Genomic DNA, 17,087 nt, shown 5'->3' with positions numbered 1-17,087 from the left:
AGGCTGCGATCTTTTTTGGAGCCCCTTACCTCCCCAACCCACTAATCCGCCATGGGCACACCGCTTCCCTCACCCCGCTCGGTCCAACAATCTCCGGTGTCTGCCCCAGTGACCTCGCGCTCAGCACACTCCCCACCCGCGCAATCAACTGATCAAACCCCAACGTCGCATCCTCCTGTTGCAACTTGCGCAGTTGTTCCACCACGGCGTAGGTGAAGGCGCCGTAGCTGTTGGAGCCCACTTCGTATTCGTTGGCTTTTTGGTTTTCGCGGGCGGCGTAGAGCATCAGCGGCATGTAGGGGCCGTGGTGGCCGTAGAGTTCGCCTTGGCGTAGCAGTTGGGCTTTTTTCTCCGGGCGTAGGCCGGTGGCAGCGCCTTGGGTACTGCGGGTGCGGGTGAGTCCGCCGGATGTGTTGTCGTGTTCGCTGAAGTCGCGGCCGTCGCTGTCGGCGGCGTAAACGCGGCGGTCCCAGTCGCCGGCGTAGGGGTCCCAGCGCAGCATGCGGTGGCGGATGTCGCTGGGTGGGGTGATGCCGCGCACGCGGCCGTTGCCGCGGGTCATGCCGCCGGCGTAGCAGCAGTCGAACATGACGGTCCGTTTGGCGCCGTGGCCATCCGGGTCGAACGGCAGGTGGCTGTAGAACTGGCGGAACAGTTTGTCGGTGAAGTGGGTGTTTTCGTCGTCCCAGTTGAAGTCGTAGAGCACCAGGGTTTCGTCCATGCGGTCGGCTTCGCCGCTGCTGCTGTAGGCCGGCAGTTGGGTGCCGTGGCCGGAATAGAACAGCACGCGTTCGTCTCCGGCGCGGGCGCCTTCCACCAGCCATTCGAGGCGTTCGACGAAGTTTGCCCGGGTCGCTCGGGCGTCGTGCAGTAATCGAATGTCGCCGGCGTCGTAGCCGCTTTCCTGGAGCATGCGGCTGATCAGGTAAGTGTCGTTGATGCAGCCGTCGAGGCGTGCGCTCGGATCCGGGTAATCGTTGATGCCGACCACCAGGGCGCGGCGTTTGCGTTGGCCGCTGCGGGACAGGAACGCTGGTACTTCCAGAATGCCCGCCGCCACCACGTCGCGGGCCAGTTGTGGCCAGAGGCCGGTCTGGCTGGTGGGTGACGACAAGTAGGCCTGGGCGGCGTGATTAAGGTCCAGCAGGTCATCACGCAGCGGCACGCTGAACTCGGTTTGCAGGTCGACCCGAGCGGAGTCTGGCGAGGTGATCGGCCGAGTCAGCAAGCCGTCGTTGGGGTTATACAGGTGGAACCAGCGGCGAATGCCTCGACCGTTTTCGCTCAGGCGCATGACCCGCCCGCCCCACACTTCGCGCATCACCAACGGCAGCGCGATAGGTGAGCCGAAGCTGACGAACACCCGGCCATCGATGCTCTGCAGTGCCGAGTCATTCTTGACCACCGAACGGCGCAAGGCGTCGTAGCCGATCAGGCTGCCCAGCCCTTGGGCGAAGATGATCTGCGGGTCGAAGGCATCAATTTTCGCCAACAGATGTTGGGTCAGTGCGGTGCGCAAGTCGGCGTCTTCGATCCATTGCACGATGGCGCCGACAGTGGTGCGCAGCATCTGATTGACCGGCAGGCCCCAACTGCCAAAATCCTCGTCGGCCTTGCCCCTGGCGTCGTCCCGCAGCATCGCCAGGCCCCGGGTGATCTGGGCGAAATCCGGCCCATCCTTGAGTTGGTCATCGAAGGGTAGAAAGTCGATGTCCTGGTCATCGATGACGCGACCGTTCTGCGCCAGTTGGTTGCGGATCAGCGTGCGCCATTGTTCCTGCCAGTTCGCATCGGTGCTGCCCTGCACGTTGGCGGCCTGCGTGAATCCCACACCGGGCAGGCACAGCACTTTCAGTCGCGCTGGCGCTACTCCCGGCCCCGGCGCTACCAAGGCTTTGCTGAGGGGCGCCGCAACGGCAGGCACCGTTTGACCGTGGGCGATGGCCATCAAATCCTGCAGGCGCCGCAGTTTCGCCTCCAGGCTGTCCGCGCTGGGCGCGGCGGATGTGAGGGCGGCCTGGCCGGGATCAACCAGTGCCCGAGTGCGGTTGTCGAGGAAATTGCTGACGCCTTGGGCGCTGTTCTTCCAGATCTGCTCCGGATCTAGACCGTCGAGGTAACCGGTGGCACTGTCCACCACCTGCCGGCTTTGGGTCGCCAGTTCGGACTCGATCAATGGCAGCCCGACGCGGCTTGGCACGGCGGTGGCTGCCAACTGCTGCGGTGGAGTCACGCTCGCGGCAGTGCGCCAGATCGGCGCGTTGCCGAAGTGCTGGGCCGCGACCACCCTTGCACCGAGGGCGCTGCGCGGTAGTTGGAAATGATCGCAAAGAAAGGCCAGCAAACTGGTGTGATCGTAATGCTGCTGATCGAGCGCGCCGGTCCAGGGAATCAAACCCGGATTGAGCCACGGCGAGGCGAGGATCGCCGGTACGCGGATGCCGAGTCGAGTGAAGGGGTTTGGCCAATCGACATCGGACGTTGCATCGGGTGCAACGCAGGTCGGTGGCACCACATGGTCATGGAAACCGCCGTGCTCGTCGTACAGCAGCACGAACAGGGTTTTGTTCCAGACATCGGTATTGGCCGACAGGGCATTGAACACCTCACCGACAAACTGATCGCCAAAACGCAGGTCTTCCGGTGGATGGTGCGACACATTGGGCCCAAGTTTGCCGTTGAGCAGGCCGTAGCTCGGCTCGATCCACGACAGTTCGGGGAGCTTGTCAGCGGCGACATCCGACTTGAAGTCGTCGATGCTCATGTGCTGCAAACCACCTTTGACCAGTGCCGCCAGCGGGATCGCACCGTCGGAATAAATGCGCACATCGTGGCCCTTGTCACGCAGCAACGAAAAAATACTGTCGCCGCCAAACTGCGCAATCAGGCTTTTGATACCGGCCAGCACCGTGCCCGTGGACGGCATCAGCAGGTGACCATTGCAACTGCCGAGCATGGCGAAAAAACGGTTCGGCCAGGTCGGGCCCGGCACCGAGGCAAACCAGCGGTCGCACACGGTGAAATTGCGCGCCAGCCCCTGGATCGCCGACAGCGGATCATCGGCCGGAGTAGCACCGAACGGGATGTAATTCATCGCCCGCTGCGCCATGGATTGCGACCAGGTTTTGTACACCTTCAGATCGTTGCGAGCCTTGTCGTAGGCGTCCTGCGCAAAGCCATCGAGTTTGGGCGCGGTCAGGCTGGTCTTGAGCGTCACGTCCAGTTGCTTCACCACATCGACAAACTCGTGGCCCAGGTCGAAGCCTTCGCTGTCCTTTGCCGGTAGCGCCGGTGGCGAAGGCGCGGGCGGCGCCCACAGGGCGAAGTAATCGGTTATTTCAGCCGTTTGAGTGATCACCGCTGAGTGGCCACTGGCGTCCGTCAGCGGGTTGGTGCTGGGCGCGTTACGGTTGATGCCCTCGCACGCTGGGTTGATGCGGGTGTAATCCCCCAGCAGATGATCGAAGGAACGGTTTTCCATCATCAGCACAACGACGTGCTCAATCTCGGCGGGCCAATTGTTTGGCATGCTGCGCTCCCTGAAGTGAATTCCCTGATTTCGCAGCGCTCAGGTCTTGGGGGGCTGGATAGTTTTGCTGCCCGTCAGGCGAATCATCTGGCTCAACAGCTTGAACCAGAAGTCGCCGCCCAACGAGGCAGCCAGCGCCGCCGTGATGACCCCAAACAACCAGTAGCCGAACCAGGCGGCTTTGTTTTTCTGATCGTGGTGTAAAAACGCCGGCGGGTTATTCCAGCCGATAGCGCCCTGAGGCAGCGCCTGCAAACTGCTCAATGCCGAATCGAACTGGCACTGGGCCTTGTCGTCCCGGCTCGCACAGACTTGATCGAACGTTGCGGACGCGTTGTTGGTCACCAGATTGTTGGCCATCTGCATGCCCGCCGCGCGCAAGGTGTCATTGCGCACCAGGCCTTGCATGAGGTCGAACGCGTTGACGTTGAGTACCAGGCAAATCACCAGCGAACAGACCAGCGAGACGATTTTGGCATTACGCCGCATCCAGCCTTCGGCGCGGTCCATGACCGCATTGATCCAGTGCTCCAGCCGGGTCTTGAACGAACACAACAGCTCCTGAGTCGTGGTGACTTTGGCCTGGGCCGCCGCAAGCAATGTCGACAGCGCGCGTCGCAAGTGTTCGGAGGGAACCTGCGCAATGCCTTTGGTCAGGGCCGCTTTGAGTTCGTCGAGGGGAATATCGAGGGTCGTGGTGTCGTCTTTGTGCAGTAGCAGAGTGATCACCACCTGCGCCAGCATCGCCGGGGCCAGGTAACTGGGGCGATTGCCCGGTGGCGCCATGGACTGGATCACCGGGTGATCGAGCACCTGTTGGAAGAACGCCATGTCGCTGTCGTTCAGCCCCTTCAATTTGCCGGTGAACAACAGTTTCAGGGCGTCATAAAGGTACTTCGCCCGGACCTTCTGGAAGAATGATTGAATGATTTCAGTCAGGGCGGTGACGAAAATGCCCAGCAGCGTGAACAGCGCCAACATCCCGAGAATCGCGTCCAGAACGACCGACCCAAACATCCTTACCTCCTTGTAGATGCGGCAGACAGTCAGCTCGGAACATGACCTCAGGAAGAGGAAAGGAGCAAGGCGACCCATCTCACAACGCTAGTCAGGCTATGGGGTCTTGTCCAATGGCGGAGGACGTTGATGCGACGAACGTGAATCAACAGGTGCGCCATCACGCGCCACCCGCTATTAATACGCCACCTACCTCTCAAGGACCCGAGCGCGCATGAAATTCAATACCGCCTACTGCATCAGCCTCGACGACAAGCTGTCGATCTATGACGTGCGCGATCTGAACTTCGACGAGACGGTGGACTTCGACTCGGCCAAGGAGCGCTTTCAGTGCCCCAACGATAACTGTCGTACGGCGTTCGATGCGGCGAATGGGCTGGGGACGTTTAACGCGAAAAACGTCAATTACATCCGGACGCCACACTTCAAGAACCTGCCCGGCACCCGGCATATCGAAGGCTGCGCTTATGTCAGCCTCAGAACGCCGGCATCAGAAGGTGCAGAAACGGACGACGGGCCGGAGGAGCACTTTCCATCGGAGTTGCTGCTGACCCGACGTCAGTATGTGCGCAAGCCGTCCACCCCAATGCCGGATGTCGATGCGCCTCGGAATCAGCCGAAACCTTCTGCCACGACCAGCACTACTGAGCATCCGACCCGCGACACGGCCCCGGACAAGACGAGCGTCTTCGCTCACCCGGTGGAGTGCTTCGTGTCGAATTTCGATGACAAGGACCTGCTCAAACGCATGCCGCTGAAGATTGGCGAGCACACGGCGTCTTACGGTTCGTTCTTCAAGAAGATCGAATACCTGCAGGACAACAAGGGGCTGATTTACTGGGGCAAGATCAAAGCCATCAAGGACTACAACACCAGTTTCCGCATCGACTTCGAGAAAAAGGTCTGGTTCGACAAAAAGCCCTACTCGGTGAACGTCTACCTGAGCAAAAACCTGATCGAGAACTACCGCAAGCGCAAAGCCTTCCTGGAGGAAATCAAAAGCGCCATCGGCAGCGAGCGAGAGCTTTATTGCTTCTTCTATGGCGTGACGCCTGAGCTGAAACACGTGCCGAGCAAGAAAAACCCCGAGCAGACGTTCGGGGTATTCAGTGGTGATATCGAGAATCTGGATCACTTCATTATTCGAGAGGTGCCGGGGTTGGAGGGTTGATAAGCCGCGTTCAACTCAAGCACATGCCGAGCATCACCAGAATCAACAGACCGACGTAAACCTGCGCATGCACCCGATCCGGTATGCGTCCGATCCAGGGCGTTGCCAGGCGAATTCCGAGCATCGAACCCAGGGTCAATAGTGCGAAAGCCAGCAGGTCGACGTAGCCGATAAACCAGGGTCCCAGATCGAACGGTGTGAATCCGGCCATGGCCATGTAGGTCAATGTTCCGGCCAACGCTACTGGCAGGCTCAACGGGTTGGCCATGGACGTCGCCTGAGACATGCTCAGACCACAACGTCGCAACAACGGTACGGTCATGACGCTGCCGCCGACGCCGAGAAAAGTCGCAATCGCGCCAATACTCACGCCACCACCGGAGACTTCCGCCCTCCCCAATCGCCGTGGGGTAATTCCGGCGGGTGCTGTGAGAAAACCGCGTCGTAGCAGGCAATCCACAATTGTGATGCCCAAATAAGCGATGAATGCATAGCGGATCACTTCGCCCTCCATCCACATCGCCGCGATTGCACCCAAGATGGCGCCCAGCCCGATGAACCCGCCAAGTGGCCACAGGTAATGCCGAATGAGATTACCTGCGCGGCGATGTTTGCCGGTGGCGACCGAGGCATTGACGATCATCACGCTGGTCGACGTGGCGACCGCTACATGCATGGCCGATTGGCTGATCGGGTCGTCAGCGCCATGGCTGAACATCAACATCTGATACAGCAAAGGCACCACGACGAATCCACCACCAAATCCGAACAGCACGGCGGTGACGCCGGTCATGCAGCCAAAAAGCGCCAGCAGAAGATAAAACATTGAGCATCGTCCATCGGTTGAGTGGGTCTCGACGATAGAAGGACGGTGCTTGGCCTGCTTCAGCAAGTCAGCCAATAATGTTTGCGTTTACGCCAACTGCTGGATGCTTGCTCTATGCGCAACACGTCGATTGATTTGCTCGACCACACACCACGCGCCGTGGTGGCGATTGGAACGGATTACCCTCACGGGCATTTGCTGCCGCGTCATAGTCATCGTCGGTCTCAGCTGTTGTATGGCGCCACGGGCGTGATGCAGGTCAGCACCGACGACGGCAATTGGGTGGTGCCACCGCAGCGAGCGGTGTGGATTCCAGCGGGCGTGCCACATGAAGTGTTGATGCTCGGGGTCAGCACCCGCAGCCTCTACATCGAACCCACAGCGATGAACGCTTTCGGCAGCAATTGCCAGGTGATCGGGGTTTCACCGCTGGTGCGTCAACTGCTGATGGAAGCGGTGGAGCTGCCGCTTGAATACGCTGAAACGGAACGCGACGGTGTGTTGATCAGTTTGTTGTTGCATGAACTGGCACGCAGTGCCCATCTGCCTCTGCACATTCCGCTGCCTGCGGATAATCGCCTGCTCGCACTCTGCCAGACCTTCCTCCAGCAGCCCGATGCCCATCAGTCACCTCAACACTGGGCGGATCAGTTGCACATCAGCCTTCGCACCTTCAACCGGTTGTTTCGTCAGCAGACCCTGTTGAGTTTTAGCCAATGGCGGCAACGCGCCTGCGTCGTGCTGGCTTTGGCGCGGCTCGCCGCAGATGAGCCAGTGACACGGATTGCCCTGGACTTCGGCTACGAAAGCCCAGCGGCGTTTTCGACGATGTTTCGTCGGGTGCTAGGGCAAGCACCCACCGCCTACCTTGAAGAACCGAAAAAACATTAATCAAAAAATTGAGTTTGATCCGGGCTCAAAACAACTGTACAAAAACACAGTACACGTTGAGTAATCCATCTCGAACCCGGAGAAAACCATGGCCTCTCTTGCGATGAAAATCACCCTGGAACGTATCGCCCTTTTCCAATTCACCCCCGCACACAGCGCACAAGCCCGTGCAATGCTGGGCTGGTCGCTGGAGGCGTTTTCCAGGGAGTCCGGGGTTACCGTTGAAGCTATTCGACGGTTTGAGGCGGGCAGTGAAGTGCTAGACGTCACCCGCCTGGCCCTCGCCTATCGGCTTGAAGCCGAAGGTCTGGTGTTCTTTCCAGGCTTTGCACCGGGCAGGGGCATGAGCGTTAGAGGCTCTACACCTGACCCGGTGGGGCGAGCGGATTACGCGATGATTGAGTGAGGCAGACGTGCAGAACCTACCCCACTAACGGCTCATGGCGCTGGAGTGTGTGAAAGCCTGCGAGCCACGGCCCACAGATTCTCACAGATCCATTATTACGGCTTGAACACCGGAGTTCGCCGCGCCTGGGAGACTTGCTCATAACCGTATGCCAATGCCAGGAGATTGGCCTCACTCCAGCGTGCTCCATAGAAGAAAACCGAGGTGGGCATACCGTCACCGTCGATTCCGGAAGGCAGCATGATGCCGGGATACCCCGCCAACGGCACGACGTTCATGGCAGGCGAACCGACATCCGACACCAGGGCATCCAGTTGATACGCTGTCAGCAAATGATCGATGGCGGCGCCGTTTTCATTGTGGATTTTCTGCCAAAGCTTGTTATAGGTGGGCTCGTCAAAGGCAATCTTGCTCGCTTCGCTCAACGTCAGTTGTCCATACCCCTCGGAGCCAGGAGACCTCTGATTGAAGCACAGCAGGTCGTCCAGATTCCGTATAGCAAGCCCCTTTCGTGTTGCAAGATAGACCGGCAGATCGCGTTTAATCCCCATACTCAGTGCCTCTTCCACCCCTTGCGATTGAGGGTCCTGGAGGTCTACCGGAATCAATGTCGCGCCTGCGGCCTGCATGACTTCCAGAGCCTGGGAAAACTGAGGGTCGGTCTGCACCGCCTCGCTGCGGGTTCCGAACTTGGCCGGGTAACCTATACGTCGTCCCACCAATGCATTCGGAAGCAGCAGCGCCGTGTAGTCACGGCCATTGATGCCGTGTGGTTTACTGACAGGGTCGGCGGGATCCTTACCCGTCATGGCATTCAACAACAACGCAGCGTCGCGAACAGTGCGAGTGATAGGCCCTGGCGTATCGAGTTTGTGGGTCACCGGGATGATTCCGCTGCGGCTCAGCAGACCCACCGTTGGCTTGACACCCACCACACCATTCATGGACGCAGGGCAGATAATCGAGCCAGCGGTTTCCGTTCCTACTGTCAAAGGGGCAAAACCTGCGGCGGCAGCCGCTGCGGAACCTGAACTGGAACCACATGGGTCCCCGCTCAACAGGTGCGGATTTTTTGTCTGCCCACCTCTGCTGCTCCAACCGCTAGGAATGTCTGGGTCGCGGAAGTTGGCCCACTCACTGAGATTGGTTTTTCCCAGAATGACAGCTCCGGCAGCCCGGAGCCGCTGTACGATGAAGGCATCTTGTGCTGCGGGTTGCCCCACCATCGCCAAAGACCCGGCGCTGGTCTGCATCGGGTCAGACGTGTCAATGTTGTCTTTGAGCAACACCGGAATCCCGTGCAAAGGCCCTCGTACTCTCCCCCTCTGACGCTCCAGATCCAGTGCCCTGGCCATTTCCAAAGCATCCGGATTGAGTTCGATGACCGCATTGATCACCGGTCCCTGCTTATCCAGAGCCTCTATGCGTCGTAGCAAGTGCTGCACAAGCGCTACGGAAGTGAGTTGGTTACGCTCCATTTTCGTTTTGATTTCATCGACACTGAAATACTCCAATCTCGATTCTGGTGCCTGTGTTTCGGCGTAGGCGTCGCCTGCAATCGCCAGCAGGACAACCTTGGCAAGCCGCGTGATGCAGCCCTTTAACGTTACATCCATGTGAAGACATCCCTGTTATGACTGATAGCGAGCACCTCAATGCGCTCGCCTTTCAGCCTATAGAAACCGCGGGGAACGTCCGTCATCACTCATCGTTAGTTGATGTATGAATAGTCACCTACACCTGTAGCCGTATCACCCGGCTCACTACTGATACTGGTACACCAGGTTTTCAACTTCCAACCACCAGGCCTCTCCGCGCTGCGGCTGGCCAAGACTGAACGCTTCGCCCATCTGTGGCGTGCTGATGGAAACATTGCGTTCCCAGGCCAAGGCCACTATGCGGTCGAAGGGTTCATGCCAGGCGTGCATCGACAAGTCGAAGGTGCCGTTGTGAATCGGTAGCAGCCAACGGCCCTTGAGGTCGATGTGGGCTTGCAGGGTTTCTTCTGGTTGCATGTGAATGTGCGGCCAGTCGACGTTGTACGCGCCGGTTTCCATCAGTGTCAGATCGAAGGGGCCGAACTGTTCGCCGATCACTTTAAAGCCGTCGAAGTAGCCGGTATCACCACTGAAGAAAATCCGCTTGTCCCCATCAATCATCACCCATGAGGCCCAGAGCGTGCTGTTGCCATCGAACAGTCCGCGACCGGAAAAGTGCTGCGAAGGCGTGGCAATGAAATGAATCCCGTCGACCTGAATGCCTTCCCACCAATCCAGTTGACGCACTTTGCTCGCATCGACGCCCCATTTGATCAGCGTCTCACCCACGCCCAGCGGCGCTAGAAAGTGCTTGGTTTTGTCCGCCAGTTTGAGGATCGACTGATGATCGAGGTGGTCGTAATGGTCATGGGACAGAATCACCGCTTCGATCGGTGGCAGCTCCTCCAGGCTGATCGGTGGTTGATGGAAACGTTTGGGGCCGGCCCATTGCACCGGCGATGCGCGCTCAGCGAAAACCGGATCGGTCAGCCAGAACTTGTCGCGCAGTTTCAGCAGCACGGTGGAATGGCCCAGGCGAAACACGCTGTGGTTGGGCGCACTGAGAAGCTGTTCGCGAGTCAGCGCTTGAAGCGGAATAACACCGACCGGTCGCGTGTTACGCGGCTTGTGGAAAAGCATGTTCCAGAAAATTCGCAGGGTCTTGCGAAAACCTTGCCCCGGTACGGCCTCATGATTGCGGTATTGCCCCTGCTCCTGCCGGGACGTTTTCAGTTCAGTGACGCTATCCGCCTGGGAAGAGAAAGTGGCCATGTTTGAGTGACTCCAGAAAAACCGGCGAGGTGCGGCTTTTCTTATTCGGACGATAAATGGCCAATGCACGCACGCGTCAGCCGCAAACTCTATTTTTCAACCGTTCAACTACACTGAGCAGTGTAGTTTCTAGATTGCAACAAAGCCGTGAGCAAGTAAACTGCCGAGTGTAATTCTTCCCTTTCTCTGCCGAAGCGTATTTATGACAGCTCCACAGCGCCTCACCGACCGTAAACGCGAAGCCATTGTTCAGGCGGCGATTGCCGAATTCCGTGCCAGCGGGTTCGACATCACCAGCATGGACAAGATTGCCGCCACCGCGGGCGTGTCGAAGCGCACGGTGTACAACCACTTCCCCAGTAAAGAAGAGCTGTTCGCCGAAATCCTGCAACGATTGTGGACCAACGTCACCGCGCAACAGGACAACTGCTACCGCACAGACCTGCCGCTGCGCGAGCAGTTGGGCCAGTTGCTGCACTGCAAATTGCAGTTGCTGGGGGACAACAATTTCCTCGATCTGGCACGGGTGGCCATTGCTGCCACCATCCATTCACCTGAACGGGTCCAGGACATGGTGGCGCGAATTGGCGAACGTGAAGAGGGGCTGACCACCTGGATTCGCGCTGCACAGGTTGATGGTCGCCTCAAGCCTGTAGACCCTGGTTTCGCGGCCCAGCAACTACAGGGGATGATCAAGGCATTTGCCTTCTGGCCGCAGATCTCCCTGAACCAGCCGCCGTTGTCGCCCGAGATGCAAACCACTGTCATAGAGTCAGCACTGGACATGTTCCTGACTTGCTATCAGCGGTAACCCTCGCACAACTACCACCACGCCGAGGGTGAGCAAGGTAGGCATGGCTATGCGCTTCAACCGTTAAATGGATTGCAAGGACACTGATGCGTACACATGGAATAAATGACACTATTCATGTGATTTATCCGATGGACGGAAGCTCTGAGTAAAACACAACAAAATATTTCAGAACGGATCTGGTGCAGGGACCTATGGAAAACCAACGAGGCAAAGGGCTGTCATTTGCCAAACGTATTTACAGACCCAGGATGATTGGCCTGGGTATCGGCTGCATCAGCGTAAGCGCCGCGCTTTACCCCTTGGATATGCCGTTCTGGATCTGGGTATTTTTACTGTTCAATGGCCTGTTCTGGCCGCACCTTGCCTATCAACTGTCGACGCGCTCGGCATTTCCCTACAAGGCCGAATTCCGCAACCTCTTATACGACTCGTTTCTCGGCGGGTTCTGGGCGGCAGCAATGCAGTTCACGCCCCTCACCACGGTCACCATCATTTCGATGATGGCAATGAATAACGTTGCGGCGGGTGGCCTGCGTCTATTCATCCACGGAACCGTGGCCCAATTGGTTGGCGTGTTGATCTCATGGCTGCTGCTCGGTGCGGCCTTTACGTCTGCCGTCAGTCAGCTTCAGGTGTACGCCTGCCTGCCCATGCTGACCCTCTACCCGCTGGCGCTTGGTATGGTGTGCTATCGACTGGCGATCAAACTCTCCGAACACAAACGTGCATTGAGTGCCTTGAGTCGTACCGACAGTCTGACCGGACTGCTCAATCACGGCACCTGGAAAGACCTGCTGCAGATCAAGTTTCATGAGTGCCAGCAGCAGCGGGTCCAGGCAACGATTGCCCTGATCGACATTGATCACTTCAAGTCGATCAACGACACCTATGGGCATATCGTCGGCGATACCGTGCTGCGCCAACTCAGCGCTGAACTCAAACGCAACCTGCGCGAGAGTGACCTGGCCGGGCGTTATGGCGGCGATGAATTCGGGGTAATTTTGCCGAATATGCCACTGGAGCAGGCCACAGGCGTGATGGAGCGCTTGCGCGAAGTGTTCGGTAACTACCGCAACCCGCAAGTGCCCGAGCTTCAAGTCAGTTTGAGTATTGGCCTTGCGACCAACCAGATGTCCTTTACGGATGCTGTGATGTGGCTCAATGCCGCAGACAAGGCGCTGTATGCCGCCAAGAACACCGGGCGCAACAAAATCAATATAGCCCTGACGCCTCCGGCCGCCGAACGTACGAGTCCCTCATTGGCATAGTGGCGCTGCAACTGAACGCATGAAGGCGCCAGAGATGGCGCAGACTAATGACCTGCCGGGCTATAGTGAGCCTCAGTCCCATGGCATTGCAGAGAGCATCATGAATTCAACCAAGCCCGAAGAAAAAGACCCCGCAGCCCCCGTCGATCACTTGCGCTTCCACCGGCCGCACGCCCATTTGGCGTCGACCTTTGGCAACGACACGTTTGCATTGAAGGCCGAAGCCTTTGCACGCTTCTTCGGCACCCCGACCTTCCTCGGCGCGCAAACCCTTATTGTCGGGATCTGGATTATCCTGAACGTCACGGGGGTAACGACGTTCGACGTCTACCCGTTCATCCTGCTCAACCTTGCGTTCAGCCTGCAAGCCGCCTACGCCGCACCGCTGATTCTGCTGGCGCAAACCCGTCAGGCCGCGCGCGACAAAGCCCAGTCCGAAGCCGACGCGCTACACCGTGAGGCCTTGGCCGTCGCCAACACCGAGCGACAAGCACAAGCCGCTCAGAACTCCGCGCAGTTACTGGCGTTGCTTGAACAAAACACTCGACTGACCGAGATGACCAAAGAGCTGACCGAGCGCATCGGAAACCTGACCTCGGAGATGCATCAGCACTTTTTGCAAGATCAGCAACGCTCCTGATCAGGCAATCGCACCCAGTGCGATAATTCGTCGAACAGCGTCACCACCGAGCGCAACGCTCGACAATCCGGGCGGGTCAGCAGCCACAGGCTGGTGTCGTAACCGAGCAGGGGTTCGCTCAATGGGCGCAACCCCTGCGCGGGGTCGATCAGGAAATCCGGCAACGCGGCAACGCCAAGCCCGGCGCGCACCAACTCAGTGACCGAGAGCATGCTGTTGCAGCGATAGCTCGGCAGCACACCGGGAAATTGCTGACGACGCCAGATCACTGTCGGATGGTCGGGCAGAAAGTCATCCGGAGCAATCCAGCTCAACTGCGTCAGATCACTCGGCTCAACTGATTTCAGATACGCCGTACTGGCGCAAACCCGATACGACACTGCGCCCAAACGCCGCCCAACCAGATGCTCTGGCGGTGAACGGGTCAGGCGCAAGGCGATATCGGCATCGCGGCGGCTAAGGTTGGCAAAGTCGTTGGAAGTACTCAATTCCAGGGTCAGCGCCGGGTACGCCAGCATGAACTGCGCCAACGCTGGCAACAGCAACGCGTGCAAGACCGAATCGGTGCAGGTCAGACGCACGGTGCCGCTGATGACTTCACCGCCCTGCTCCACGCCAATGCGCGCGGCTTCCAGCGCCTGCTCGGCGCGTTCGGCCTGCTCGGCCAGTGTTCGGGCCAGGGTGGTCGGCAAATAACCTGCACGGCTTTTCTCGAACAACGCTTGGCCCAATGCAGCTTCCAGGCGCCGAACCGCACGAAACACCGTCGAAACGTCGACCTTCAACAGTGCCGCTGCCCGTGCCAGAGAGCCGCCGCGCACCAACGCGAGAATCAAGGCGAGGTCCGGGTAATCCAGCTGATAGTGCGTCAATGCATTGAACACTTGGGCAAACGCCAATATTACTTGCGTGAACGCCAATCTATAGTGGGCTCCAGGAATCAACAAGCCTTGGGAGACACCATGGAAACAAACTCCGAACTACGTATTGCACTGATCGGTGACTACGACCCACAGGTCACTGCCCATCAGGCAATTCCTCTGGCGCTGAATATGGCCGCACACCACGCTGAAGTCGATGTGCACGTTGAGTGGCTGGCCACCGACCACATTGATGCAAACACCCAACTGGCTGACTTCGACGGCATCTGGTGCGTGCCTGCCAGCCCTTACCGCCACTTGGACGGCGCGCTGCTGGCGATCCGTTTTGCCCGAGAACAACAGCGGCCCTTCCTCGGCACCTGCGGTGGTTTTCAACACGCGGTGCTTGAATACGCGCGCAACGTTTTGGGATGGACCGATGCCGAGCATGGGGAAACGTCACCGGACGCCGTTCGTGCAGTACTCTCGCCGCTGACCTGTTCGTTGGTCGAGGCAGTAGACGGCATTCGCTTGATTGAAGGATCGCTAATCGCCAACGCCTACGCGACCACAGAAATTCGCGAAGGCTATCACTGCCGCTATGGCGTCAATCCAGCGTTCGAAGAGCAGTTGCTGACACACAGCCTTAAAGCCACCGGCCACGATTCGGCGGGTGATCTACGGGCCATGGAACTCAGCGACCACCCGTTCTTCGTCGCGACCTTGTTTCAACCCGAGCGTGCGGCGCTAGCCGGTACCCTTCCCCCTTAGTCGATGCCTTTATCAAGGCCTGCGCGAGGAACCGCAGATGATCGCCAACACACCCTCGCCCCCTTACTACGCGGTGATTTTCACTTCACTGCGCACAACCGCAGACCAGGGTTACGAGCAGGCAGCGCAACGCATGGTCGAACTCGCCCGCGACCAACCGGGGTTTCTCGGCGTTGAGTCAGCCCGGGGTGAAGACGGACTTGGCATCACCGTTTCCTACTGGTCCAGCGAAGAAGCGATCCTTGCCTGGAAACAACACGCCGAACACAGTGCAACCCGCGAACGCGGGCGCGCGAGCTGGTATGAAGCGTTTCACACGCGGGTGTGCAAGGTCGAGCGCGCTTATGCCTTCGAACGTCATCCGGCCTGAACCAGGCTGCGCAGCGCGCTAATCTCCGGTAAATCCTCGCGCCGCATGTAGACCCGCAGCGGTTCGGTGATGTTGATCCGGTCGTCAATGTTCTGCTCCAGCAGCAAGCGGATCAGCTCACGCTTGAGGGTCATGGCCTGGCCCTCTGCGGCTGCCCAGACGAACTCGTTGGCGGGGATGATTGCATCGTCGGCGACATCCATGCCGAACGAATCTTCGCTGAAGCGAACGATGTAGTGAGCGGTCTTGCGATTGAAACCGACGAAGCCTTTGAGTTGATCAGCGGCTTGGCAGATAAGTTCGGACGTGATGCGCATGGTAAACCTCACGGATGCGTCCCGATGGACGGCTGAACGATGGTTTACACGCAGGGGGCGGGATAAGAATGTTTCGGGTTTTCCCTCTGACGGGGAAACTGCCGAGGTGGATCGTACTGCAAAGGGCTGCACAAAAGCGCGGAAAAACGCCCCTCACACACGTTAATGTCGGATTGGCGATGGCACATCCGCCGCTCAATTGTTAAAAGATACGTCTTTGAAATCGCTTCTTACGAAAGGACCTCGACTATGCCTGTTACCTTCACCAAAAGTGCCCTGTTGCTGAGCCTGATGCTCGGCCTTGGCCAGGCACAGGCTACCAGCCAGCAGAGCCCGACGGCTCTGGCCACCACCAGCGGGATCCCGCACCCGGCGGTGATCGCCCACCGTGGCGCCTCTTTCGATGCGCCTGAATCCACTGCCGCCGCCTACAAACTGGCGCGCGACCTGGGCGCCGACTACCTGGAAATGGACCTGCAACGCAGCAAGGACGGCGTGCTGTTCGCCTTGCATGACAACAACCTGCAACGCACCACCGACGTTGCGACCAAGTTTCCTGAACGCAAGGACAGCCCGGCCAATGCGTTCACCATCGCCGAACTTAAAACCCTGGATGCCGGCAGCTGGTTCAACACCGCCCACCCGGATCGCGCTCGCCCTGCTTATGCCGGCCTGAAAATCCTGACCCTGGACGAAATCATCGATATCGCCCAAGGCAACCCGCTGCACAAGCCTGGTCTTTACATCGAAACCAAAGAGCCAAAACAGTTTCCCGGCATTGAGCGCGATCTCAAGGACAAGCTTCAGGACCGTGGCTGGCTGAGCCCGGTAGGTTCCACGCTGGCCAAAAACGAGCTGACCGTCGGCCAGGGCAAAGGCAAAGTGATCCTGCAAACCTTCGAGAAGAGCAGCCTCGAACTGCTGCAAAAAGAAATGCCGCAAGTGCCGAAGATTCTCCTGCTGTGGGTGGGCGAAGGCAGTATCGAGCCCAAGTCGAAGGTGACCTTCGCCGAATCCGGTGACAAGGATAAAGCCACCTACTACGCCAAACAGGAACCCAAGGACAAAGCCGAATTCGAGCAATGGGTCGACTACGCCAAGGCACAGGGCGCCATCGGCACGGGCCCTTCGGCAGCGCTGGCCACCGGCGGCGATCAAAGCTATTCGGACCTGGTGAAACCGTGGATGAACCAGTACACCCACGACAAGGGCATGTTGGTGCACGTCTACACCATCGACGATGCCGCGGACTACAAGAAGGTCATGGACGCCGGTGTCGATGGCATCTTCACCAACCGCGCCAGCGAACTGCTCAAGTATTACAAGCGCCCGGCGGCGGGCAGCGTTGCGCAGTTACTTGAGGTCAATGGTTTCTAGTAGGAGCTGGCGCAGCCTGC

15 protein-coding genes and 1 pseudogene are annotated in these 17,087 nt (G+C 58.7%); 9 read left to right on the top strand and 7 right to left on the bottom strand.

Features of this window, described 5'->3' with window-relative positions; translation table 11 throughout:
* Positions 1-25: 25 nt before the first annotated feature.
* Together BLL42_RS20765 and BLL42_RS20760 are read right to left on the bottom strand one after the other, a co-directional pair.
* Entirely contained in the window at positions 26-3,529 is a 3,504-nt protein-coding gene (locus BLL42_RS20765) for an alkaline phosphatase family protein (protein ID WP_071553760.1), read from the bottom strand.
* Positions 3,530-3,568: 39 nt separating this feature from the next.
* Positions 3,569-4,546: a hypothetical protein gene (locus BLL42_RS20760; protein ID WP_071553759.1), complete on the bottom strand. Its 978-nt coding sequence runs from the start codon at positions 4,544-4,546 to the stop codon at positions 3,569-3,571.
* Between the two features lie 214 nt (positions 4,547-4,760).
* Between BLL42_RS20760 and BLL42_RS20755 the strand changes: the two genes are divergently transcribed.
* Positions 4,761-5,717, top strand: coding sequence for a hypothetical protein (locus BLL42_RS20755; RefSeq protein ID WP_071553758.1), 957 nt, complete (start codon positions 4,761-4,763; stop codon positions 5,715-5,717).
* Positions 5,718-5,727: 10 nt separating this feature from the next.
* Here BLL42_RS20755 and BLL42_RS20750 read toward each other — a convergent pair whose 3' ends face one another.
* Positions 5,728-6,543 (bottom strand): sulfite exporter TauE/SafE family protein, encoded by an 816-nt coding sequence (locus tag BLL42_RS20750; protein WP_071553757.1) that lies wholly within the window; start codon positions 6,541-6,543, stop codon positions 5,728-5,730.
* A 114-nt stretch (positions 6,544-6,657) separates the two neighbouring features.
* On the opposite strand from BLL42_RS20750, the gene BLL42_RS20745 reads away from it, so the two are divergent.
* Together BLL42_RS20745 and BLL42_RS20740 are read left to right on the top strand one after the other, a co-directional pair.
* The gene (locus tag BLL42_RS20745; RefSeq protein ID WP_071553756.1) at positions 6,658-7,434 is read left to right on the top strand and encodes an AraC family transcriptional regulator; all 777 of its coding nucleotides are present in this window, start codon (positions 6,658-6,660) and stop codon (positions 7,432-7,434) included.
* Between the two features lie 88 nt (positions 7,435-7,522).
* Positions 7,523-7,840 carry a helix-turn-helix domain-containing protein gene (locus tag BLL42_RS20740; RefSeq protein ID WP_071553755.1) on the top strand — a complete coding sequence of 106 codons (318 nt, stop codon included), beginning with the start codon at positions 7,523-7,525 and terminating at the stop codon, positions 7,838-7,840.
* 95 nt (positions 7,841-7,935) lie between these two features.
* Here the strand turns inward: BLL42_RS20740 and BLL42_RS20735 are convergent, their stop codons facing one another.
* Together BLL42_RS20735 and BLL42_RS20730 are read right to left on the bottom strand one after the other, a co-directional pair.
* Positions 7,936-9,456 (bottom strand): amidase family protein, encoded by a 1,521-nt coding sequence (locus BLL42_RS20735; protein ID WP_071553754.1) that lies wholly within the window; start codon positions 9,454-9,456, stop codon positions 7,936-7,938.
* A gap of 147 nt (positions 9,457-9,603) precedes the next feature.
* Positions 9,604-10,650: an MBL fold metallo-hydrolase gene (locus BLL42_RS20730; protein ID WP_071553753.1), complete on the bottom strand. Its 1,047-nt coding sequence runs from the start codon at positions 10,648-10,650 to the stop codon at positions 9,604-9,606.
* Between the two features lie 202 nt (positions 10,651-10,852).
* Between BLL42_RS20730 and BLL42_RS20725 the strand changes: the two genes are divergently transcribed.
* The 3 genes from BLL42_RS20725 (at position 10,853) to BLL42_RS20715 (ending at position 13,372) form a co-directional block, all read left to right on the top strand.
* Positions 10,853-11,461: a TetR/AcrR family transcriptional regulator gene (locus tag BLL42_RS20725; RefSeq protein ID WP_071553752.1), complete on the top strand. Its 609-nt coding sequence runs from the start codon at positions 10,853-10,855 to the stop codon at positions 11,459-11,461.
* A 194-nt stretch (positions 11,462-11,655) separates the two neighbouring features.
* Positions 11,656-12,732, top strand: a complete 1,077-nt coding sequence (locus tag BLL42_RS20720; protein WP_071553751.1) for a diguanylate cyclase — start codon at positions 11,656-11,658, stop codon at positions 12,730-12,732.
* Positions 12,733-12,832: 100 nt separating this feature from the next.
* Positions 12,833-13,372 carry a DUF1003 domain-containing protein gene (locus BLL42_RS20715; protein WP_071555810.1) on the top strand — a complete coding sequence of 180 codons (540 nt, stop codon included), beginning with the start codon at positions 12,833-12,835 and terminating at the stop codon, positions 13,370-13,372.
* On the opposite strand, the gene BLL42_RS20710 is transcribed toward BLL42_RS20715, so the two are convergent.
* Positions 13,357-14,319, bottom strand: coding sequence for a LysR family transcriptional regulator (locus BLL42_RS20710; protein WP_071553750.1), 963 nt, complete (start codon positions 14,317-14,319; stop codon positions 13,357-13,359). The two genes, BLL42_RS20715 and BLL42_RS20710, sit on opposite strands and share 16 nt — an antisense overlap.
* Before the next feature lie 15 nt (positions 14,320-14,334).
* On the opposite strand from BLL42_RS20710, the pseudogene BLL42_RS20705 reads away from it, so the two are divergent.
* Positions 14,335-15,044, top strand: a pseudogene (locus tag BLL42_RS20705) (CTP synthase C-terminal region-related (seleno)protein).
* Entirely contained in the window at positions 15,041-15,373 is a 333-nt protein-coding gene (locus BLL42_RS20700; RefSeq protein ID WP_071553748.1) for an antibiotic biosynthesis monooxygenase family protein, read from the top strand. The pseudogene BLL42_RS20705 and the gene BLL42_RS20700 overlap by 4 nt, the downstream one beginning before the upstream one ends.
* Here the strand turns inward: BLL42_RS20700 and BLL42_RS20695 are convergent.
* A complete protein-coding gene (locus BLL42_RS20695) occupies positions 15,361-15,690 on the bottom strand; it encodes a DUF2025 family protein (protein ID WP_071553747.1) in 330 nt (109 codons plus the stop codon). The two genes, BLL42_RS20700 and BLL42_RS20695, sit on opposite strands and share 13 nt — an antisense overlap.
* 249 nt (positions 15,691-15,939) lie before the next feature.
* Here BLL42_RS20695 and BLL42_RS20690 point away from each other — a divergent pair, with 249 nt between their 5' ends.
* Positions 15,940-17,067, top strand: coding sequence for a glycerophosphodiester phosphodiesterase (locus tag BLL42_RS20690; RefSeq protein WP_071553746.1), 1,128 nt, complete (start codon positions 15,940-15,942; stop codon positions 17,065-17,067).
* Positions 17,068-17,087: the final 20 nt, after the last annotated feature.

The organism is Pseudomonas frederiksbergensis (assembly GCF_001874645.1).
Taxonomy (GTDB): domain Bacteria; phylum Pseudomonadota; class Gammaproteobacteria; order Pseudomonadales; family Pseudomonadaceae; genus Aquipseudomonas; species Aquipseudomonas frederiksbergensis_B.
This window is presented reverse-complemented; position numbering and strand designations above follow the sequence as displayed.